25 protein-coding genes are annotated in these 19,661 nt (G+C 71.1%); 12 read left to right on the plus strand and 13 right to left on the minus strand.

Going from position 1 to position 19,661, the window contains the following annotated elements; all coding sequences use genetic code 11:
• Window positions 1-40: 40 nt before the first annotated feature.
• Complete coding sequence (locus ACIBG7_RS19280) at window positions 41-493, plus strand: anthrone oxygenase family protein (RefSeq protein WP_357933841.1); 453 nt, start codon at window positions 41-43, stop codon at window positions 491-493.
• A 40-nt stretch (window positions 494-533) separates the two neighbouring features.
• Here ACIBG7_RS19280 and lpdA read toward each other — a convergent pair whose 3' ends face one another.
• A complete protein-coding gene (lpdA, locus tag ACIBG7_RS19285) occupies window positions 534-1,913 on the minus strand; it encodes a dihydrolipoyl dehydrogenase (RefSeq protein WP_357933839.1) in 1,380 nt (459 codons plus the stop codon).
• A 19-nt stretch (window positions 1,914-1,932) separates the two neighbouring features.
• The gene (locus tag ACIBG7_RS19290; RefSeq protein WP_357933836.1) at window positions 1,933-2,295 is read right to left on the minus strand and encodes a tautomerase family protein; all 363 of its coding nucleotides are present in this window, start codon (window positions 2,293-2,295) and stop codon (window positions 1,933-1,935) included.
• A gap of 105 nt (window positions 2,296-2,400) precedes the next feature.
• On the opposite strand from ACIBG7_RS19290, the gene ACIBG7_RS19295 reads away from it, so the two are divergent.
• Entirely contained in the window at window positions 2,401-3,045 is a 645-nt protein-coding gene (locus ACIBG7_RS19295; RefSeq protein ID WP_357933833.1) for a response regulator transcription factor, read from the plus strand.
• A gap of 7 nt (window positions 3,046-3,052) precedes the next feature.
• Entirely contained in the window at window positions 3,053-4,108 is a 1,056-nt protein-coding gene (locus tag ACIBG7_RS19300) for a quinone-dependent dihydroorotate dehydrogenase (RefSeq protein ID WP_397337134.1), read from the plus strand.
• Between the two features lie 6 nt (window positions 4,109-4,114).
• Here ACIBG7_RS19300 and ACIBG7_RS19305 read toward each other — a convergent pair whose 3' ends face one another.
• Window positions 4,115-4,381, minus strand: a complete 267-nt coding sequence (locus ACIBG7_RS19305; protein ID WP_397337079.1) for a hypothetical protein — start codon at window positions 4,379-4,381, stop codon at window positions 4,115-4,117.
• A 109-nt stretch (window positions 4,382-4,490) separates the two neighbouring features.
• On the opposite strand from ACIBG7_RS19305, the gene ACIBG7_RS19310 reads away from it, so the two are divergent.
• From ACIBG7_RS19310 to ACIBG7_RS19325, 4 genes are all read left to right on the plus strand, one after another.
• Window positions 4,491-5,021 carry an RNA polymerase sigma factor gene (locus ACIBG7_RS19310; protein WP_397337081.1) on the plus strand — a complete coding sequence of 177 codons (531 nt, stop codon included), beginning with the start codon at window positions 4,491-4,493 and terminating at the stop codon, window positions 5,019-5,021.
• Window positions 5,014-5,850: a hypothetical protein gene (locus ACIBG7_RS19315; RefSeq protein ID WP_397337082.1), complete on the plus strand. Its 837-nt coding sequence runs from the start codon at window positions 5,014-5,016 to the stop codon at window positions 5,848-5,850. The genes ACIBG7_RS19310 and ACIBG7_RS19315 overlap by 8 nt, the downstream gene beginning before the upstream one ends.
• A complete protein-coding gene (locus tag ACIBG7_RS19320; protein WP_397337084.1) occupies window positions 5,847-6,713 on the plus strand; it encodes a hypothetical protein in 867 nt (288 codons plus the stop codon). Before ACIBG7_RS19315 ends, ACIBG7_RS19320 begins: the two co-directional genes overlap by 4 nt.
• Window positions 6,714-6,781: 68 nt before the next feature.
• Window positions 6,782-7,522, plus strand: coding sequence for a methyltransferase domain-containing protein (locus ACIBG7_RS19325; protein ID WP_397337086.1), 741 nt, complete (start codon window positions 6,782-6,784; stop codon window positions 7,520-7,522).
• Here the strand turns inward: ACIBG7_RS19325 and ACIBG7_RS19330 are convergent.
• Window positions 7,519-7,911: a MerR family transcriptional regulator gene (locus ACIBG7_RS19330; protein WP_397337088.1), complete on the minus strand. Its 393-nt coding sequence runs from the start codon at window positions 7,909-7,911 to the stop codon at window positions 7,519-7,521. The two genes, ACIBG7_RS19325 and ACIBG7_RS19330, sit on opposite strands and share 4 nt — an antisense overlap.
• Window positions 7,912-7,975: 64 nt before the next feature.
• Between ACIBG7_RS19330 and ACIBG7_RS19335 the strand changes: the two genes are divergently transcribed.
• Window positions 7,976-8,290 carry a putative quinol monooxygenase gene (locus ACIBG7_RS19335; protein ID WP_397337089.1) on the plus strand — a complete coding sequence of 105 codons (315 nt, stop codon included), beginning with the start codon at window positions 7,976-7,978 and terminating at the stop codon, window positions 8,288-8,290.
• Between the two features lie 3 nt (window positions 8,291-8,293).
• Here the strand turns inward: ACIBG7_RS19335 and ACIBG7_RS19340 are convergent, their stop codons facing one another.
• From ACIBG7_RS19340 to ACIBG7_RS19355, 4 genes are all read right to left on the minus strand, one after another.
• Entirely contained in the window at window positions 8,294-9,901 is a 1,608-nt protein-coding gene (locus ACIBG7_RS19340; protein ID WP_397337090.1) for a beta-N-acetylhexosaminidase, read from the minus strand.
• A gap of 12 nt (window positions 9,902-9,913) precedes the next feature.
• The gene (locus ACIBG7_RS19345; protein ID WP_357933809.1) at window positions 9,914-10,711 is read right to left on the minus strand and encodes an N-acetylmuramoyl-L-alanine amidase; all 798 of its coding nucleotides are present in this window, start codon (window positions 10,709-10,711) and stop codon (window positions 9,914-9,916) included.
• A 56-nt stretch (window positions 10,712-10,767) separates the two neighbouring features.
• Window positions 10,768-11,016 (minus strand): hypothetical protein, encoded by a 249-nt coding sequence (locus ACIBG7_RS19350; protein ID WP_357933806.1) that lies wholly within the window; start codon window positions 11,014-11,016, stop codon window positions 10,768-10,770.
• A gap of 103 nt (window positions 11,017-11,119) precedes the next feature.
• The gene (locus ACIBG7_RS19355) at window positions 11,120-12,133 is read right to left on the minus strand and encodes a LacI family DNA-binding transcriptional regulator (protein WP_357933803.1); all 1,014 of its coding nucleotides are present in this window, start codon (window positions 12,131-12,133) and stop codon (window positions 11,120-11,122) included.
• Window positions 12,134-12,246: 113 nt separating this feature from the next.
• Between ACIBG7_RS19355 and ACIBG7_RS19360 the strand changes: the two genes are divergently transcribed.
• Window positions 12,247-12,876, plus strand: coding sequence for a TetR/AcrR family transcriptional regulator (locus tag ACIBG7_RS19360; protein WP_357933800.1), 630 nt, complete (start codon window positions 12,247-12,249; stop codon window positions 12,874-12,876).
• A gap of 114 nt (window positions 12,877-12,990) precedes the next feature.
• Here ACIBG7_RS19360 and bldC read toward each other — a convergent pair whose 3' ends face one another.
• Window positions 12,991-13,194, minus strand: coding sequence for a developmental transcriptional regulator BldC (gene bldC / locus ACIBG7_RS19365; protein ID WP_013133571.1), 204 nt, complete (start codon window positions 13,192-13,194; stop codon window positions 12,991-12,993).
• Between the two features lie 317 nt (window positions 13,195-13,511).
• Window positions 13,512-14,369, minus strand: coding sequence for a hypothetical protein (locus ACIBG7_RS19370; RefSeq protein WP_357933798.1), 858 nt, complete (start codon window positions 14,367-14,369; stop codon window positions 13,512-13,514).
• Between the two features lie 84 nt (window positions 14,370-14,453).
• On the opposite strand from ACIBG7_RS19370, the gene ACIBG7_RS19375 reads away from it, so the two are divergent.
• The gene (locus tag ACIBG7_RS19375; protein ID WP_397337091.1) at window positions 14,454-15,515 is read left to right on the plus strand and encodes a Glu/Leu/Phe/Val dehydrogenase; all 1,062 of its coding nucleotides are present in this window, start codon (window positions 14,454-14,456) and stop codon (window positions 15,513-15,515) included.
• A 151-nt stretch (window positions 15,516-15,666) separates the two neighbouring features.
• Window positions 15,667-15,900, plus strand: a complete 234-nt coding sequence (locus tag ACIBG7_RS19380; protein ID WP_357933792.1) for a DUF3073 domain-containing protein — start codon at window positions 15,667-15,669, stop codon at window positions 15,898-15,900.
• Window positions 15,901-16,016: 116 nt separating this feature from the next.
• Here the strand turns inward: ACIBG7_RS19380 and ACIBG7_RS19385 are convergent, their stop codons facing one another.
• Window positions 16,017-16,829, minus strand: coding sequence for an alpha/beta fold hydrolase (locus ACIBG7_RS19385; RefSeq protein ID WP_397337092.1), 813 nt, complete (start codon window positions 16,827-16,829; stop codon window positions 16,017-16,019).
• A gap of 165 nt (window positions 16,830-16,994) precedes the next feature.
• Between ACIBG7_RS19385 and ACIBG7_RS19390 the strand changes: the two genes are divergently transcribed.
• Window positions 16,995-17,117 carry a hypothetical protein gene (locus ACIBG7_RS19390; RefSeq protein WP_357933786.1) on the plus strand — a complete coding sequence of 41 codons (123 nt, stop codon included), beginning with the start codon at window positions 16,995-16,997 and terminating at the stop codon, window positions 17,115-17,117.
• Between the two features lie 67 nt (window positions 17,118-17,184).
• Here the strand turns inward: ACIBG7_RS19390 and purM are convergent, their stop codons facing one another.
• Both purM and purF read right to left on the minus strand, forming a co-directional pair.
• The gene (purM, locus tag ACIBG7_RS19395) at window positions 17,185-18,210 is read right to left on the minus strand and encodes a phosphoribosylformylglycinamidine cyclo-ligase (RefSeq protein WP_397337093.1); all 1,026 of its coding nucleotides are present in this window, start codon (window positions 18,208-18,210) and stop codon (window positions 17,185-17,187) included.
• Window positions 18,207-19,643, minus strand: coding sequence for an amidophosphoribosyltransferase (gene purF / locus ACIBG7_RS19400; RefSeq protein ID WP_357933780.1), 1,437 nt, complete (start codon window positions 19,641-19,643; stop codon window positions 18,207-18,209). The genes purM and purF overlap by 4 nt, the downstream gene beginning before the upstream one ends.
• Window positions 19,644-19,661 lie beyond the last annotated feature (18 nt).

Below are 19,661 nucleotides of genomic sequence, written 5' to 3' on the forward strand. Positions count from 1 at the left end.
GCGGGGACACCACCGACACCCCTCGACAAAGGTGATTGCCATGGCATCGATGATCGTCGCAGTGCTGGCCCTGCTCCTGACCGGCGCGCTGGCCGGCCTGTTCTACGCCTTCTCCATGTCGGTCATGCCGGCCCTCGACGCCGTCGAGCCCGCCCAGGCCGAGGCGGTCATGCGCAGCATCAACCGCAAGATCCTCAACCCGTGGCTCTTCCTGCCGTTCTTCGGCTCCTGGCTGCTCTCCGGAGCGGCCGGGGTGCTGCGGCTCACCGCGGGCGAGCCGGCGGGCTTCTTCCTCGCCGCCGCCGGCGTCACCTTCGTGGGCGCGTTCCTGTCCACCATCGTGGTCAACGTGCCGATGAACAACGCGCTCGACGCGGGGGAGCGGTCCTGGAGCGCCTACTCACCGCGCTGGACCCTCTGGAACACCTCGCGCACGATCGCCTGCCTGATCAGCCTGGGCCTGCTCGGCGCGGGCCTGATCACCTGGAACTGACCCGCCCGGGCCCGGAGGATCGGGCCCGGCGGATCGTGCCTCACATGTTGATCATGTGACCGGCCAGGCCGTGGATCGCCTCCTTGACCGCCTCGCCCAGGGTCGGGTGCGCGTGGATGTTGCGCCCGACCTCGTGCACGGTCAGGTCCCACTGCTGGGCCAGGGTCAGCTCGGGCAGCAGCTCGGTGACCTCGGGGCCGATCAGGTGGGCGCCGATGATCTCGCCGTACTGGTTGTCCGCGATGATCTTCACGAAGCCGTTCGCGTCGCCCAGGCCGTGCGCCTTGCCGTTGGCGGTGAAGGGGAACTTCTGCACCTTCACGTCGTAGCCCATGTCGCGGGCCTGCGCCTCGGTGTAGCCGAAGCTGGCCACCTGCGGCTGGCAGTACGTCGCCCGCGGCACCATGGCGAAGTCGATCTCCATGGTCTCGTGGTCGGCGATCGTCTCGGCCGCCACGATCGCCATCGCCTCGGCCGCGTGCGCCAGCATCAGCTTGGCGGTGACGTCACCGATCGCGAAGATGTGCGGCACGTTGGTCCGGCCGCGCCCGTCGACCGCGATCGCGCCGCGCTCGGTGAGCTGCACGCCGGTCTTGTCCAGGCCGTAGCCCTCGGTGCGCGGCTGGAAGCCGATCGCCTGCAGCACCTTGTCGGCCTCCAGCACCTCTTGGGCGCCGTTCTTCGACACGGTGACCTTGACGGCCGAGCCGGTGTCCTCGATCGCCTCGACCTTGGTGCCGACCCGCACGTCGATGCCCAGCCGCTTGTAGCGCTTGAGCAGCTCGGCGCTGACCTCCTCGTCCTCCAGGGGGACCATGCGGTCGAGGAACTCGACGATGGTGACCTTCACCCCGTAGTTGTGCAGGACGTAGGCGAACTCCACGCCGATCGCGCCCGAGCCGGCGATGATGATGCTGCCCGGCAGCTTGTCCTCGAGGATCTGCTCCTCGTAGGTCACCACCCGCTCGGAGAGCTGCGTGCCGGGGATCAGCCGCGTGGTCGCGCCCGCGGCGATGATGCAGTGGTCGAAGGTGATCGTCTCGCCGTTCACCTGGATGCTGTTGGCGTCGAGGAACGTGCCACGGCCGTTGTACTCCGTGATGCCGTTCTTCTTCATCAGGAAGTGCACACCCTTGACGCGGCCGTCGGCCACCTTGCGGCTGCGCTCGAAGGCCGCGCCGTAGTCGAAGGTCACCTCACCCTGGATGCCGAAGGTCTTGGCCTCCTTGGTGAAGATGTGCGCCAGCTCGGCGTTGCGCAGCAACGCCTTGGACGGGATGCAGCCCACGTTGAGGCAGACGCCACCCCAGTACTTCTCCTCGATCACAGCGGCCTTGAGACCGAGCTGGGATGCGCGGACCGCGGCGGTGTAACCCCCCGGCCCGGCGCCGAGGACGACTACGTCGTAGTGAGTGCTCATACCCTGGACATTAGCCGGATCAGACCTCCACCTTGTACGGCAGTGCCAGTTCGTCCGCCGGAAGGCCGCGAATGCCCCAGTTCACCTTGGGCGTCTCGATGATTGTGATCTCCACCTCGTCGAACTTGGCCGAGATGCTCCGGTGCAGGGCCCGCTTGGCGGCCTCGCTGCGGCCCTCGAAACAGAGGATCTCCACGATCAGGTAGCCGGGCCCGCGCTCGGGCATCACGAAGTCCTCGGCGTCCATCAGGAAGAAGCGGTGGAAGCGCTTGCTCTCCGGCAGGCCCCACTCGGTCACCAGCGAGTCGTGGATGAGGTCCGAGACCTCCTGCCGGCGCTCGGCCCAGACGTCGCGACGACCGTAAATCTTCACCTGTCCCATGGGCGGCCACTATAAGACGGCGGGCTGAGCCGGCTTCGGGGGAGGTCGGCCACTACAGGACGGCCGGTCGGCCCGGCTTCTGGGGAGGTCGGCCACTATAGGAGAGTGATCCGGATTCTCCTCGCCGACGACGAGACCATGATCCGCGCTGGCGTGCGGGCGATCCTCTCCACCGACCCCGGGCTGGAGGTGGTCGCCGAGGCGGGCGACGGGCGCGAGGCCGTCGACCTGGCGCTCAGCCACCACCCCGACGTCGCCCTGCTCGACATCCGCATGCCCCGCCTCGACGGGCTGGCCGCCCTCGGCGAGATCCGCCGCGCCGCCCCGTCGGTCGCGGTGGTGATGCTGACCACCTTCGGCGAGGACGACTACATCGCCAAGGCCCTCGACCTGGGCGCCTCCGGGTTCCTGCTCAAGTCCGGCGACCCGCGCGAGCTGATCGCCGGCGTCCACGCGGTCGCCGGCGGCGCCGCCTACCTGTCGCCGAAGGTCGCGCACCGGGTGATCGCGCTCATGGGCCGCCTGTCCCGCGGCGCCGTCGCGCGCGACCGCCTGGCCGGGCTCACCGACCGCGAGCGCGAGGTGCTCGCCCTGGTCGGGGCCGGGATGTCCAACGCCGAGATCGCCCGCGAGCTGCACCTCGTGGAGGGCACGGTCAAGACCTACGTCAGCGCCGTCCTCACCCGGCTCGACGTCCGCAACCGGGTGCAGGCCGCGATCATCGCCTACGAGGCGGGGTTGGTACCCTGAGCTCTTGATGTATCGACTCCTGTTCTCGCTGGTCCTGTGCCGGTTCGACGCCGAATCCGTGCACCACCTGACCGTCCGCGCCCTGACGCTGCTCGCGCGCCTGCCGTACCTGAAGAAGGTCGTGCACCGGCTGATGGCGCCGCACGACCCGGCGCTGCGGGTGAGCGCCTTCGGCGTGCACTTCCCCTCGCCGTTCGGGCTGGCGGCCGGGTTCGACAAGGACGCGGCCTGCGCCGAGGCGCTGTCGGCGATCGGCTTCGGGCACGTCGAGGTCGGCACGGTCACCGCGCACGCGCAGCCGGGCAACCCCCGGCCGCGGCTGTTCCGGGTGGCCACGCAGCGGGCGATCATCAACCGGATGGGCTTCAACAACCGGGGCGCGGCGGCCGCCGCCGCGCGGCTGCGCCGTACGCGCGGGGTGCCCACGGTGGTGGGGGTCAACATCGGCAAGACCAAGGTCGTGCCCGAGCACGCCGCGGTCGACGACTACGTCACCTCGGCCAAGGAGCTCGCGCCGCTGGCCGACTACCTGGTCGTCAACGTCAGCTCGCCCAACACGCCCGGATTGCGCAACCTCCAGGCCGTCGAGCTGCTCCGGCCGCTGCTGGAGGCGGTCAAGCAGGTCGCCGACGCGACGCCCCGCCGTACCCCGCTGCTGGTCAAGATCGCCCCGGATCTGGCCGACGAGGACATCGACGCCGTCGCCGACCTGGCCCTGGAGCTGCGCCTCGACGGGATCATCGCCACCAACACCACCATCCGCCACCCCGGCGAGACCGGCGGCCTGTCCGGCCGGCCGCTGAAGACGCGCTCCGTCGCGGTGCTGCGCCGGCTGCGCGCCCGGGTCGGCGACCGCCTCACGCTGGTCTCGGTCGGCGGCGTCGAGAACGCCGACGACGTCTGGGAGCGGCTGCTGGCCGGCGCGACCCTGGTCCAGGGCTACACCGGCATGATCTACGGCGGTCCCCTCTGGGCCTACCGCCTGCACCGCGACCTGTCCCGGCGGCTGGTACGGCACGGCCTCCCGTCGATCACCGACGTGATCGGCCGCACCGCGCCCTGAGGCCGGTCAGCTCCGCGGCTGATCGAAGGCGATGACGAGGTAGCGGCCGTTGGCGTAACTGACCACCGGCCGCCCCAGCCGCTCGCCCACGGTCCGGGCCACGCCCTGGAACAGCTCGACCATCTCCGGCGTGTCCGCGCTCACCCGGAAGCTGCCCTTGACGCCCAGCTCCGCCACGACCAGGTCGGCGAAGTTCGCCTCGGCGCGGGCGCGCTCGTCGGCGTCGAGCGGGGTCTTCCTGACCGCGGGTTCGGTGCTGAAGGGGCGGGACATCCGTCGGTTCTCCTCCGGTCGGGGGTTTCCCAGCATGCCACTCGAACTCCCGTGAAGGCGACGGCGCCCATCGGTGGAGTACTGGTGTGACGCACCGAAGGGAGACCACGTGACCCTCGTCGACGTGGAGATCCGCCACCCGGACCGGTTCGGGGAGCTGTACGACCGCCATTTCGAGGAGATCCACCGCTACCTCGCCGCGCGGCTGGGCGGCGAGGCGGCCGACGACCTGGCGGCGGAGACCTTTCTCGTGGCCTTCAGGAAGCGGTCGAGCTTCGACGCCGGCCGCGGGACCGCCCGCGCCTGGCTGTACGGCATCGCGACCAAGCTCGTCGCCCAGCACCGCAGGAGCGAGGCCCGCCGCTTACGCGCCTTCCAGCGCGCCCCGAGGGACGGGCCGGACACCGGCCACGAGGAGCGGGTCATCGACCGCGTGGCGGCGGGCGCACAGGGGCGGCTCGCGGCCGAACTGGCCGGCCTGGCCAAGGGCGATCGGGACGTGCTGCTGCTGGTGGCCGTCGCCGAGCTCAGCTACGAGGAGGTCGCCGAGGCGCTCGGCATCCCCTACGGCACCGTCGGCTCCCGGCTCAACCGGGTGCGCAGGAAGCTTCGAGCAGCTTTGGGAGGCATGGATGGATGAGTTGGGGGCGGTCAGAGACCTGCTGGCCGCCGGACCGCCGGCGCCGGAGGTGGTGCGGGCGGGCCGCGCCCGCCTCACCGCGCTGAGTTCCCACGAGCCGGTACGGCGAAGCCGCCGAGCCGCCTGGTGGAGCACGATCGCCCTGGGCGTGGCCGGAGCCGCCGCCGCGACGGCCCTCGTGCTGGGCACGTCCCCGCAGCCGGTCTCCGTGCAGCACGTCCTCGCCGCCGCGGCCACCCGCGTGGAGCGCCTGCCGGACGAGGGCGCCTGGTGGGGCGCCACGGTGATCAGCCGGAGCCGGGGCCGGGTGAGCACGCAGGAGACCTGGATCCCCGCCGACCCAGAGGGGAAGACCTGGCACCGCCGGACCACCGGCGGCCGCTCGGAGACCTTCTCGACCGACGACTGGGACTTCCGCATCGTCCTGGCCGGCCGCCCGCTGACCAAGACGAGCGGCGTCCCCGACACCCCCGAGGGCCTCCAGGCCCTGCTCGGCGGGCCGGGACTGCTCGACAACGTCGCCCGGCTGCTGGTCCACGCCCCGGTGACCAGCGAGACCCGCGCCGCGGCCTACCGGCTGCTGTCCGGCCTGCCCGGCGTCGTCGCCGTGGGCGAGGTCACCGACCCGCTGGGCCGCCCCGGCCAGGCCGTCGAGTACGACTCGGCCGAACTGGGCGGCCGGGCCCGCCTGGTGATCGACCCGGCCACCGGCGCCCCGCTCGCCCTGGAGACCAGGGCGGACGGCGTCACGACCGACTACACCGCGATCCAGAACACCCGCTGGGCCGAGGACAACCCGCTGGACACGTCGTTGGAGGAACAGGAATGAAGCTTCTGGTCATGGCCGCCCTCGCCGCGTCGACCCTGGTCGGCGCCCCGCCCGAGGCCGACTACTGGCGGGTCGAGACCATCCACAGCCGCGTGCACCCGCACCAGGTCGGCAGCGGCTACTGGGTGCGGGAGAAGAACGTCGCGGTGGAGTGGCTGACCCCGCAGGGCAAGGCCTGGTCGGCCTACCGCCCGCTCGGCGCCCACCCGGCGAGCAAGGCCGACGAGGCGGCCTGGAAGGCGGACGGCTCGCCGAAGAGCTGGACCTACCGCACCGAGGGCATGAAGATCACCCTGTCCACCGAGCCGGGCAAGGGCACCCTCGGCCCGGCCAAGGGCCGTCCGGACGGCTTCCAGCTCGTGGAGAAGTACGTCACCTACGCCCAGCTCCAGGACCTGCCCGCCGAGCCGGCCGCGCTGAAGGCCCGGGTGGTCGCCGACCTGCGGGCGTGGATGGCCGAGGCCGCGGAGGAGGCCAAGACCACCTCGCCCGGCTCCAAGGTCGAGGACTGGACGGCGCAGCTCGATCGCTACACCGCCGGCGGCCTGGCCCGGCTGCTCGTCGACAACCCCGTGCCCAAGCCGGTCCGCGCCGCGGCCTACCAGGCGCTCCGTACCGTCACCAAGGACCTGGGCCCGGGCCGTGACCTGCTGGGCCGGAGCGGCCGGCTGCTCGCCCTGCCCGTGCTCGACCGCAAGGGCACGGTCCTGAAGCAGGAGGTCCTCGTCGACACCACCGCCATGCTCCTGCTGGAGCAGCGCACCGCCACCACCGTCGGGGGCAAGCCCGTGACGGCCAAGTCCGGTGTGGAGACCTACAAGGCCGGCTGGACCGACGCCCGCCCGGCCCTCCCCACCGGCTGACCGACCACCGCCATGGTCACCCGGAAAACCGGGTGACCATGGCGGCTCGGCATCCCTAGAGTCCGGGGGTGCATCCCGCCGACTTCTACACCGGTATCGTCGCCGACCTCTACGGCCCTCTGAAGTCCTACTCCCAGGAGGCGGCCCCCTACGCCAGTTTCATTCGGGAAGCCGGCCAGCCCGCGCTGGAGTTGGGGTGCGGCGACGGCGACCCGCTCCTCGCCCTCCTCGACCTCGGCCTCGACGTGGACGGCGTCGACTCCTCCGCCGACATGCTCGACCGCTGCCGCGCCCGGAGCACCTCCCAGCGCGAGCCGGCCCTCTACCACCAGCGCATGGAGTCGCTGGATCTGCCGCGGCACTACTGGGCCGTCTTCCTGGCCGGTCCGACCTTCACACTGCTGCCCGACGACGCCACCGCCCTGGCCGCGCTGCGCGCCATCCGGGCCCACCTCGCGCCGGACGGTCAGGCCCTGATCCCGCTGTTCATCCCCTCGCCCACCCCCGTCGCCGACATGGGCCGGGTCCGGACGGCCACCGCCCCGGACGGCGCCGAACTGCGCGTCTCCGTCGTCTCCGAGGAACGGGACGAGGCCGCCCGCACCCAGGTCACCGTCTGGCGCTACGAACGTCACCTCGACGGGGAGAGCACGGTCGAGGACCGCCCCTGGACCGTCCACTGGCACACCCGGGCCGGCTTCGAGGCGCTGGCCGCCGAGGCCGGGCTGGCGGTGGCAGCGGTCGAGAGCTCCCCGGACGGCACCGACCTGCGCTTCCGCCTGCGAGCGGGCGACAACCCGCCGGTCTAGGCGGGGGCCAGCGCGCGGGTGGAGGCGTCGAGGATGTCGCCCAGCGCGCGGGTGGAGGCGTCGAGGATGTCGCCCAGCGCGGTGCGCGCCCGGTCGAGGTCGGCGATCCGGGCGTCCAGCTCGGCGTACTGCGCGCGGAGGTGGTCGAGGACGCAGGCCTGCAGCTCGGTGCCGTCCCCCGCGAAGCAGGGCATCAGCTCACGGATGACCTTGGTGGGCAGCCCGGCGGCGAGCAGCGTGCGGATCCGGGCGACGGCGGCCGGAGCCTCGGCGTCGTAGTGGCGGTGCCCGCCCTCGCTGCGGTGGGAGCTCAGCAGCCCCTGCGCCTCGTAGTAGCGAAGCAGCCGCACGGCCACGTCGGTCTCGCGAGACAGCTCCCCGATCTTCATGTGACCCACCTCACCGCAGCGCGACTTGAATCTGACACCGATGTCACATCCTAGCGTTGTCCGCATGACGAACACTTCCAGCTCAGCGCCCGTTTCGCTCTACGGATTCCTGACCCCCAGGCTCGGCCACGCCGACGCGCTGCGCAAGCTCCTGACCGACCTGGTGGAGCCCTCGCGCGGGCACGAGGGCAGCCTGCAGTACCACCTGCACGAGCAGGAGGACGGGCGCTTCTTCCTCTACGAGATCTGGCGCTCGCGCGAGGACCTCGACCGGCACAACGCCACCCCGCTCCTGCGCGCCTTCATGGCGGAGCTGCCCGCCCACCTCGAAGGCGCGCCGGAGGCGTACTTCGGCGCGATGCTCAGCGACCTGCCCTGAAGGTCAGACGGAGGGCCGGGTGGAGTCGGCGCTCTGCGTCATCTCGTCGAGGTGCTCCATCATCGCCGAGACCGGGACGCTGCCCGGCCGGTGCGGACGGCGGCGCTGCCAGGGCTTGGGCCCGTCGAGCGGGCGGTACTCGACGCCGAGGGCGTCCAGCCGCCTCAGGTGGCCGGGCAGCCGCTCGGCGAAGTCGGCGCCTGCCGTACCGGACCAGCCGACCTCGGCCAGGGCGCAGGCCCGCGGCCAGGCGCGGTAGTCGACCATACGCGGGTCGATGAGGCGCTCGCTCCAGAGCTGCCCCTGCAACCCCAGCACCCGTCCGACCTCGTCGGCGGCCCAGTCGGCGGGCGCCGGGGCGAAGGCGGCGACGTCGGCGACGGTGATGGTGTCGCCGATGGCCATGGGCTCGTCGGCGGAAGCGGCTTCGGCGTAGTCGAAGTAGAGCGGGAAGACCGGGCAGGCCACCACGTCGTGCCCGGCCGCGGCCGCCCGGCGGCCGACGCCCATGCCGCGCCAGGGCATGACCACGGTGTCCTGCCGCAGGCCGCCGCTGACGAAGGCCTCGTCCCACACCACGGCACGCGCGCCGCGCGCGGCGAGGTGGTCGGCCAGCACCCGCAGGAACCACGACTGCAGCTCGACCACGGAACCGAGGCCGAGCGACTCGCGGTAGGCGACGATCTCGGGGGAGTCGGCCCAGTGGTCGAGGACGACCTCGTCCCCGCCGATGTGCACGAACGGGGTGTCGCCGAGCGCGTCGAGCAGTTCGTCCAGGACGGTCTTGAGGAAGTCGACGGTCTCCGGGAGCGGCGACAGGATGGCGGGGGAGATGCCCCACTTGGGCAGGACCTCGTAGGTCTCGCCGGTCGCCCCGAACTCGGGGTAGGCGGCCAGGATCGCCGTGGCGTGGCCGGGGACGTCGATCTCGGGCACGACGACGACCGACCGGGAACGGGCGTAGGCCGCGATCTCGGTGAGGTCGTCGAGGGTGTAGTAGCCGCCGTGCGGGATCTCGTCGAAGGTCTCGGTCTCGCGGTAGTAGTTGGTCGCCGTGCGGGCCCGCCAGGAGCCGACCTCGTGCAGGCGCGGGTAGGCGCGCGACTCGATCCGCCAGCCCTGGTCGTCCACGAGGTGCAGGTGGAGCCGGTTCAGCTTGTGCACGGCCATGACGTCGATCATGCGCAGCACTTCGCGCTTGGGCAGGAAGTGCCGTGAGACGTCCAGGTGGAGGCCGCGCCAGCCGTACCGGGGCGCGTCCTCGACCCGCACGCCGGGCACCGGCCAGGAGCCGGCGGAGCCGAACCGGTAGGAGGCGTCCGGCAGGAGCTGGTGCAGCGTCTGGGCCGCGTAGAAGGCGCCGGCCCGCCCGCCGGCGACGATCTCGATGCCGCGCGAGCCGGACGTCAGCCGGTAGGCCTCCTCGCCGAGCGAGGGGTCGAGGCGCACCTCGACGTCACCGGAGTCGCCGGGACGCAGGTCGAGGAAGCCGAGCGCGTGCCGGACCGGGTCGACCAGGTCGGCCGGGCCGGAGATGATCGCGCCGGTGGCGAGCTCGAAGGAGCCGGACAGTTCACTGAAGACGGCAGGACGGGGCAGCAGCGAGGTCATGCACAGATCATGTCACTTGAGGTAGTTCTGGAGCCCATTGGCCAGGGCTAGGGCAATCTTCTGCCGGAAGGCCGGATCGCGGAATTTGGCCGCTTCTTCGGCGTTCTTCATGTTCCCGCACTCGACGAAGATCTTGGGCACCGTCGAGAGGTTCAGCCCGCCCAGGTCGTTGCGGTAGTCGAGGGCCTTGCTGCCGATGTAGGTGGAGTAGGCCAGGCCCGTCCCCTTGCGGAAGGCGTCCCGTACGGCCAGCCCCAGCCGCCCCGAGTCGGCCACGACCGGGTCCACCGGCCCGTTGATCTTCTTCGGCATGATCACGTGGAAGCCGTGGTTGCCCGCCGCGGAGCCGTCGGCGTGGACCGAGATCGCCGCGTCGGCCTTGGCCCTGTTCCCGATCGCGGCCCGCTCGGTGATGCACGGGCCGACGCCGGTGTTGTTCGCGCGGGTCAGCTCCACGCTGGCGCCGCGCTTGCGCAGGATCTTGGCCAGCCGGGTGGAGACGTCCCAGGTGAAGGCCGCCTCCGCGTAGCCGGTGGCGTCGGCGGTGCCGGTGGTGTCGCAGGCCTTCTTCTTCGTCAGGACGTCCACCTGGCGGTTGATGGCCTTGGGGTCCTTGTAGTTGTGGCCGTTGTGCCCGGGATCGATGACGATCTTCTTGCCCGCCAGCGCCGGCTCGACGGCGGCCGAGGGCGAGGCGGCGGGCACCGCGGCCGCGGGCGCCGGCAAGACCTCTCGCCCGGCGTCTCCGCCGGCCACGGCACCGCAAGCCGAGACGGACAGCCCGCACAGGGCCAGAAGGAATGCACGCATGCGCTCCAACTTACGTCACGTCCCCGAGCGGCCTGGCGGGTTCCCCCCAACCGGACCTACCAGGCGTGCTCGCCGACGTCCTGGCGCTGGAGCAGCGCGGCCAGCTCGCGCGCCTCCTCGGCGTCGAGGCCGAGCACCACGCGGGGCCGCCCCCACGGATGGTCGAGGGAGTGGGCGACGTAGCTGGCCACCGACTCGGCGCCGACCTCGCTGCCCCGGCCCTTGCCCGCCCGCCAGTGCGCCCACGCGCGCTCGAGTTCCGCGGCCGCGCGCTGGGCGCAGGACACCAGTTCTGGATCACGCATACTGTCCCCCCGGATCAGATGACCCTTGGAGTTAACAGTCGCCCGCGCGCGACTCCCGGCGGGTTGACCCAGCTTTGGCCAGACCTTAGGCAGCGCGCGCGGCTCAGGCGGGGCCGGTGCTCCGCCGTACGATGAGGTGGGGTTCGACCTGGCGCAGCCGGGCGACCTTGCCCGGGTCGGAGATGCGGTCGCTGAGCATCGCGGCCGCCCAGCGCCCCATCGCGCGGCGCGGCTGGTCGACGGTGGTCAGCGAGATCGGGTGCAGCGCGGACAGGTGCGTGTTGTCGTAGCCGACGACCGACAGGTCGTCCGGGACGCTCAGCCCCAGCTCACTGGCGGCCGAGAGCACCCCGAGCGCGACCAGGTCGCTGGCGGCGAAGATCGCGGTGGGCCTGGGGTCGCGGGTGAGCAGGGCGAGCGCGCTGCGCCGGCCGCCCTCCTCGGTGCAGTCGCTGTGCTCGACCATGATGTACGGGGCCAGTGAGTGGCGGCGCATCGCCATGAGGTAGCCCTCGCACCGGGAGGCGCGGTTGCCCTCGATGTGCGCGATGCGCTTGTGCCCCAGCCCGACCAGGTGGTCGAGGGCGAGGCGGGCGCCGTGCTGGTCGTCGTCGACGACGATGTCGACCCCGGCGAGCTCGATGTCGCGCTCGCCGACCACCACGGTGGGCGTGTAGGACGTGGCCTCGATCAGGGTCTCGCTGGTGGGGGCGATGCCTAACAGCACCAGGCCGTCCACTCGCAACTCCAGGAAGGCCTCGACCGCCTCGTCCTCGAAGGCGGGGTCCCACTGGGAGTTCCCGATCAGCATGCGCAGGCCGTCCCCGTGCAGGCTCTCCTGGAGCCCGTCGAGGAACTCGGCGTAGAACGGGTTGTGCAGGTCGGCGACGAGCGCCCCGACCAGGTGGGTCCGGCCTTCGACCAGGCTGCGCGCGACCGCGTTCGGCCGGTAGCCCAGCTCGCGCGCGGCCTGGAGCACCGCCTGCCGCCGGTGCTCGCTCACGTGCGGTGACCCGCGCAGCACTAGCGAGACCAGCGACTTGGAGACGCCCGCCCGTTCGGCGACGTTCCTGATCGTGGGCCGGGTGATGGTGGTGTTGACCGGCGGTCCTGACATATGTCTCCCCCGCGATGCGTGGATGGGCACCTGTCTCACCAAACGATCGAGTTCGCCGCAGGGTACGGCCTCCCGCGACGCTTGTCCGGGATTGAGGCGGATACTGTGCTCTGGTGAGCACCGGGAAGACGCGGCGCAGGCTCAGCGTCGACCGTCGCCGCGAGGAGTTGATGGCCGCGGCGCTCGAACTGTTCAGCAGGCGTGACGCGGAGGACGTCTCCATCGACGACGTGGCCTCGGCGGCCGGGGCGTCGCGGGCGCTCGTCTACCACTACTTCGGCGGCAAGCAGGAGCTGTACGTCGCGGCGCTGCGCAGCGCGGCCGAGCAGTTGGAGGCCCGGCTGCTGCCGCAGGAGGGCGGTCGCCCGCTGGAGCGGCTCGCCTCGGGGCTGAGCAGGTACTTCGACTTCGCCGAGGAGCACGCCGCGGGTTTCGCCGCGCTGCTGCGCGGCGGCCCGGCCGACCGCGCGGGCGAGGTGGGCGAGATCGTCGACGGGGTACGGCAGCGCCTGTTCCGGCTGATCACGCGCCAGATGTCGGTCGAGGAGCCGGGACCGGTGCTGCGCACGACGCTCAGGTCGTGGATCGCCTCGGTCGAGACGGCGGGCCTGGACTGGCTCGAACACCGCGACCTCGAACGGGCGGTGCTGGAGCGGATGCTGGTCGAGCAGATGGTCGCGCTGCTGGGGGTGGCCGCCCGTCACGACGGGGACGTGGCGCGGCTCGTGCAGCGGCTGGGGTGAGGGGTCGGAAGGATGGCGCCGGGCGGGCGGCGCCAACTCCCGTGTACTCCCCCGTCACACGGATGGACCTCTCGGCCCACCATGACCCCCCTCAGGTCTGGTGACGAGCGGTGACTACTCCGAGCGCTGCTGCGGAATCCCCGCCAGCAGCGCCCGGACCTCGGTCTCCCGGTAACGCCGGTGACCGCCGAGGGTGCGAATCGACGTCAACTTGCCTGCCTTGGCCCACCGCGTGACGGTCTTGGGGTCGACCCTGAACATGGTCGCGACCTCGGCGGGCGTGAGCAGCGGCTCGGCCTCGGGTGTACGAGCTGACATTTGTGCGGCCTCTCCTCCGTGTGGACCGGCTTGAGCGATCCCTGCTTTTCGCGTGTCACGGATGTCCCCCTATGGCCCAGAGCGTGCGGCTTTTCTGAGCCATATGCGGCATCACCCGAAGTGACCATACCGCCACGCAGAGCGATTGGCGAGCCCTTCTTGGACCCAACTGCCCGCCCACGTGGCGATGTCACGCTCGGTGATTCTAGCGACACGTTTCGTGGTATCGCAGTGAAAACGGCAAACTACTCAGTTCGCAGATGCCGGAGGGCGTCCCCCTTGACCCACCCATGCAGGTCAGAGTGCCGCTTTGGGGTTCAGTTGGCGGATTCCAGCAGTTGCATTGACTTCCAGCGGAGTGTCACGCGCTGATACATGGCGAAGGCAAGTTCTTCTTGACCGGTGTCCAAACCCGTGAGAGCGGCCGCGATCTCGGCCACGGAGTGGTCGGCCTTCAGCGCCTCGTCGTCCATCAGATGGACCAGCCCACCGTAGTCCAGCTCCACCAGCGAGTGCGGATGGAACTCCTCCAGCCACCGCGCGACGTCCTCGACCTCCATGCTGCTGGCCACCCGGCCGACGTGCCGGCGCAGCACCTGCAGCGCCCGCGCGGTCCGGCGGCGGGCCTGGGCCATCGAGGTCACGTAGATGAGGTTGCGCCCGGTCGTGGTGGTGACGTCCTTGCCCGCCGTACCCAGGACGAGCCAGCGCTCGGTCCCGTCGAACGGCACGCACCAGGAGATCGGAACGTGCCACGTGGTGGTCCGGATGTGGGTGCGAAGGCCGGAGGCGCCCGCGCCGCGCTTGAAGCGGTCGAAGTCGCCCACGGTCTGCTCGGCGATGGCCTTCGGGACGAAATGGTCCATCAGCTTCACCGGAGTGCTCCCGCGCAGCCGTGAGAACGCCAGCCACGAACGCAACTGGGTCTGCCAGGGACAGACGTACAGCCGGTCCTCAACGCGTCTCAGATACGCGTTGCGGCTCTCCTGGCCGGGTGCCGGATGCGGAGGTCGCGCCAGGAGCCGGATCAGCCCCTCGCCGTGCTCGGCCTCCAGCGCGGTGGCCCGGCGCGGGCGGTCGCGGGAGTCGGCGTAGTCCGCCCAGACCTTCTGCGCTTCCGGGGGGAAGGCGGTCAGCGGCTCGTACACGCGGAGATAGGCGGCATAGGGCAGCACGGAGGCATCGTGTCACGAAGTCTCCTAGGCTTGAAGGGATCTCTGCCGCGACGGGGCGGCGGACCTGGACAGGGAGTCACTACCGTGACCGACGTCTTCGGGCATGAGCAGGTCGTCTTCTGCGCTGATCGGCAGAGCGGGCTGCGCGCCATCATCGCCATCCACAACACCGCCCTCGGGCCGGGTCTGGGTGGCACGAGGTTCTATCCGTACGAGAGCGAGCAGGCGGCGCTGGCCGACGTGCTCAACCTCTCCAGAGGCATGGCCTACAAGAACGCGCTCGCCGGGCTCGACCTCGGCGGCGGCAAGGCCGTGATCATCGGTGACCCGGCGAAGGACAAGTCCGAGGCGCTGCTGCGCGCCTACGGCCGCTTCGTCGAATCGCTCGGCGGGCGCTACATCACCGCCTGCGACGTCGGCACCTACAGCGAGGACATGGACCTCGTCGCCCGCGAATCGCGCTTCGTGACCGGGCGCACCGTCGCCAACGGCGGCGCCGGCGACTCCTCCATCCTCACCGCGTTCGGCGTCTTCCAGGGCATGCGCGCCTCCGCCCAGCAGGTGCACGGCACGCCGTCCCTGCGCGGGCTGCGCGTCGGCGTCGAAGGCGTCGGCAAGGTCGGCCACCGCCTGGTCGACCTGCTGATCGAGGACGGCGCCTCGGTCGTCGTCTGCGACGTCTCGCCGCACGCCGTCGAGCTCGTACGGCAGCGCCACCCGGCCGTCGAGGTGGCCCGTTCCGCCACCGAGCTCATCGCCTTCGACCTCGACGTCTACGCCCCGTGCGCGCTCGGCGGCACGCTCGACGACGACTCGGTCGCGGCCCTGCGCGCCCGCATCGTGTGCGGCGCGGCCAACAACCAGCTCGCCCACCCCGGCGTGGAGAAGCAACTGGAGGAGCGCGGCATCCTCTACGCTCCCGACTACGTGGTCAACTCGGGCGGCGTCATCCAGGTGGCCGACGAGATCCAGGGGTTCAACATGGACCGGGCCCGCGCCAAGGCGGCCCAGATCTACGACACGACCCTGAAGATCTACGCCATCGCCGCGGAGGAGGGCGTTCCGCCCGCGGTCGCGGCCGATAGGCTGGCTGAGCGCAGGATGTCCGAAGTCGGGCGACTCAGGGGCATCTGGCTAGGCGGCTGACGTCCCACGCCCATACGGCGTACCGAGCTGGGCACAAAACAGGTACGGTAATAGGCGAACGAGAGAGCTGACGCCGCCGAGTCAGGCGTCAGTATTGCGGTGCGTTAGCGACGAGGGGTCGGGGACGACCCCACACGAGGGGGTCGAGCCAATGGGGCGCGGCCGGGCAAAGGCCAAGCAGGTCAAGGTTGCCCGCCAGCTGAAGTACAACAGCGGCGGCACCGACCTTGAGCGACTTCGCGACGAACTTGGGGTCAGAGACTCCAATGCCAATGACGACGCCGACGAGTACACCGACGAGCTGGCGGATCGGTACGCCGACTACGCCGAGGATTACGGCGACAACGACGAGGACGACGACGATCGTCCGTCCGGTCGCCGGTAACCGCTCTCACGGTCTTCGGTAGACACAGCACCCGGTGTGGCCAAGCCACACCGGGTTCCTGTGCTTCCCGCGAGTTCCCCTGATCGTCCCCGTACGGCCGGCCGCCCATGGGGTCTTCAGGCGGAGGTCACGGCCGTCGTGGTCGTGGCCAGGAAGGGCAGCAGCGCCTGCGCCACCAGCTCGGGGAACTCCGCCTGCGGGTAGTGCCCGGCCCCCGGGACCAGCACCACGTCGGCCCCCATCCGAGCCCCCTGCAGCTCGGCGACCGCGACCGGGTCACCGAAGTCCGGGTCCGCCGTCCCCATGATCACCAGCGCCGGGCAGACCACCCGGTCGAGCACGGCCTCGTCCACCGGAGCGGCCCGCACATACGCGCGGGTGGCGTGCGTGCGCTCGCGCACGGCCGCCACCGACGCGGCCCGGTAGGCGTCGAAGTCGACCGGCGGAGCACTCGGGTAGGCCGTCTTGAGGTAGGCGCCCCACGCCCCCGGCACCACGGGGATCAGCCGCCCGACCGCCGCGAGCATCATGCGCTTGGCCCAGCCCACCGGCAGGTTCGGCACGAACCCGGCGACCGGCACGACCCCCGCCACCAGCTCGGGCGCCTCGGCGGCGGCGAACATGATCGACCCCGCCGCGTAGGAGTTGCCGACCAGCACCGCCGGCCCGCCGCCCAGGTGACGGAGCAGCGCGACCAGGTCGCCGCCCTGCGCCTCGTAGGAGTAGTCGGCCCATTCGGCGCTGGACTCGCCGAATCCACGGATGTCCACGGTGACGACGCGGTAGCCGGACTCGACGAGCAGCGGGCGCAGGAAGCGGTAGGAGGCGCGGGAGTCGAGCATGCCGGGAACCAGGACCACGAGCGGGCCCTCACCGGTGACGTCGTAGGCGATCCGGCCGGCGGGTACCTGGAGGTGCTGGGTCTGCATGGCATTCTCCGTGAGCGTTGGTCTGTTTCAAGAGCAGTGCTCTCACTATGGCGTACCTCACCCAGGAAAGGCAAGAGCAGTGCTCTCATTTCTCAGAAACTGTCGGTGGGATGGGGGAGACTAGGGCTCATCATGGTCATCTCCCCTCCCCTTCCGTTCAACGCCGTGCGTTCGCCGGCAGGCAGCATCGTCGTCTTCTACACCGGCGCCGAGCCGCGCCTGACCCGTGAGCAGGCGCTCGCCTTCGCCGACCAGCTCCGCGACCTGGCCACCCAGACCGCCGACTGAGCCGACCGGCCCGCAGCCCTAAGGAACGGGCCCGCCGCGAGAAGTCAGCAGCGGCGAGCCCGGAGAATCAGCGGTAGCGGGCCTGGCCCGAGCCGGTCACGACCTCGCCCAGCACCCACGCCGGCACCCCGCGCCCGTTCAGCAGCCGCAGCGCCTCGTCCACCGCGCCGGGCGCGACGATCGCGGCCATGCCCACGCCGAGGTTGAAGGTGCGGTCCATGGCCTCCTGGCCCACGCCGCCGTGACCGGCCAGCACCTCGAAGATCGCCGGGGGAGTCCACGACCCCCGGTCGAGCACCGCGTCGAGAGTGGGCGGCAGCGAGCGCGCCAGGTTGCCCTCCAGCCCGCCACCGGTGATGTGCGCGTAGGCGTGCACCTCCACCGACCGGGCCAGCTCCAGGCAGTCGAGCGAGTAGATCCGGGTCGGCTCCAGCAGTTCCTCGCCCAGCGGCCGCCCCAGTTCGGGCAGCTCGGCGTCGAGGGATAGCCCGGCGGTCTTGATGACGTGCCGTACCAGCGAGTAGCCGTTGGAGTGCACCCCCGAGGAGGCCAGCCCCAGCACGACGTCACCCTCACGCACCAGCGACGGCCCCAGCATCTTCGCCGCCTCGACGACGCCCGTGCCGGCGCCGGCCAGGTCGTACTCGTCGGCGCCCATCGCGCCGGGGTGCTCGGCGGTCTCGCCGCCCACCAGCGCGGCCCCGGCCAGGCGGCAGCCCTCGGCCACGCCGCCGACGATCTCGGCGATGCGCTCGGGCACCACCTTGCCGCAGGCGATGTAGTCGGTCATGAACAGCGGCTCGGCCCCGCAGACCACCAGGTCGTCGAGGACCATGCCGACCAGGTCGATGCCGATGGTGTCGTGCTTGCCGTACTGCTGGGCCAGCATGACCTTGGTGCCGACGCCGTCGGTGGAGGTGGCCAGGATCGGCCGCTGGTACTTCAGCAGGAACGAGGCGTCGAAGAGCCCGGCGAAGCCGCTGGCGTCGTCGACGACCTCGGGCCGGCGCGAGCGCGCGACCTTCGACTTCATCAGCTCGACGGCACGCTCACCGGCGGCGATGTCGACCCCGGCGGCTTCATAGGTGGTCACGTGGAGCTCTCCAGCACGTATTTGCCGACGTTGTCGGAGTCGATCGGAATCGGGTACACGCCGTCGAAGCAGGCCCGGCACAACTTCGAGGCGGGCAGCGTGGTCGCCTCGGTGAGGCCGTCGAGGGAGATGTACCCCAGCGAGTCGGCGCCGAGCGAGGCCCGGATCTCCTCCACGCTGAGCGAACCGGCGATCAGCTCGGCGCGGGTGGCGAAGTCGATGCCGTAGAAGCACGGCCAGGCCACGGGCGGCGAGGAGATGCGCACGTGCACCTCCTTGGCCCCGGCCTCGCGCAGCATGCGGACCACGGCGCGCTGGGTGTTGCCGCGCACGATGGAGTCGTCCACGACGACCAGGCGCTTGCCCTCGACGACCTCGCGCAGCGGGTTGAGCTTGAGGCGGATGCCGAGCTGGCGCAGCGTCTCGGACGGCTGGATGAAGGTCCGGCCGACGTAGGAGTTCTTCACCAGACCCTGGCCGTACGGGATGCCCGATTCCTGGGCGTAACCGACGGCGGCCGGGGTGCCGGACTCGGGCGTCGGGATGACCAGGTCGGCGTCGACCGGGTGCTCGCGGGCCAGGATGCGGCCGATCTCGACCCGGGTGACCTGCATGCCGCGCCCGGCGATCGTGGTGTCGGGGCGGGCGAGGTAGACGTACTCGAACAGGCAGCCCTTGGGCTCGGCCAGCGCGAAGCGCCGCGAGCGCACGCCCCGCTCGTCGATGGTGAGCATCTCGCCGGGCTCGACCTCGCGGATGAAGACCGCGCCGACGATGTCCAGCGCGGCGGTCTCGGAGGCGACCACCCAGCCGGACTCCAGCCGGCCCAGCACCAGCGGGCGGATGCCCTGCGGGTCGCGGGCGGCGTAGAGGGTCTTCTCGTCCATGAAGACGAGCGAGTAGGCGCCCTTGACCTTGGGCAGCAGCTCGGCCGCCGCGTCCTCGATCGGCTGGCTGCGGTCCTGCGCCAGCAGGGTGGTCAGGACCTCGGTGTCGGTGGTGGCCCTGGTCACCCCCGGGGCCAGCCGCTCGGCCAGCTCGGGGGTGTTGATCAGGTTGCCGTTGTGCGCGAGCGCCAGGCCGCCCACCTCGGTGGAGCTGAGCGTCGGCTGGGCGTTCTCCCAGACGCTCGATCCCGTGGTGGAGTAGCGGCAGTGGCCGATGGCCAGGTGGCCTCTGAGGGTGCCCAGCACGGACTCGTCGAAGACCTGGGCGACCAGCCCCATGTCCTTGTAGACGAGGATGCGGCTGCCCTCGCTGACCGCGATGCCCGCGGACTCCTGTCCACGGTGTTGCAGCGCGTACAGCCCGAAGTAGGTGAGTTTGGAGACTTCTTCGCCTGGCGCCCAGACCCCGAAGACGCCACAGGCGTCTTTCGGTGCGCGGTCGTGGGGGTCCAGGTCATGGCCAAGACGGCCGTCGCCCTTCAGCACGTGCTTCAGTCTAGGTTG

The sequence above is a fragment of the Nonomuraea sp. NPDC050328 genome (genome assembly GCF_044459405.1).
Taxonomy (GTDB): domain Bacteria; phylum Actinomycetota; class Actinomycetes; order Streptosporangiales; family Streptosporangiaceae; genus Nonomuraea.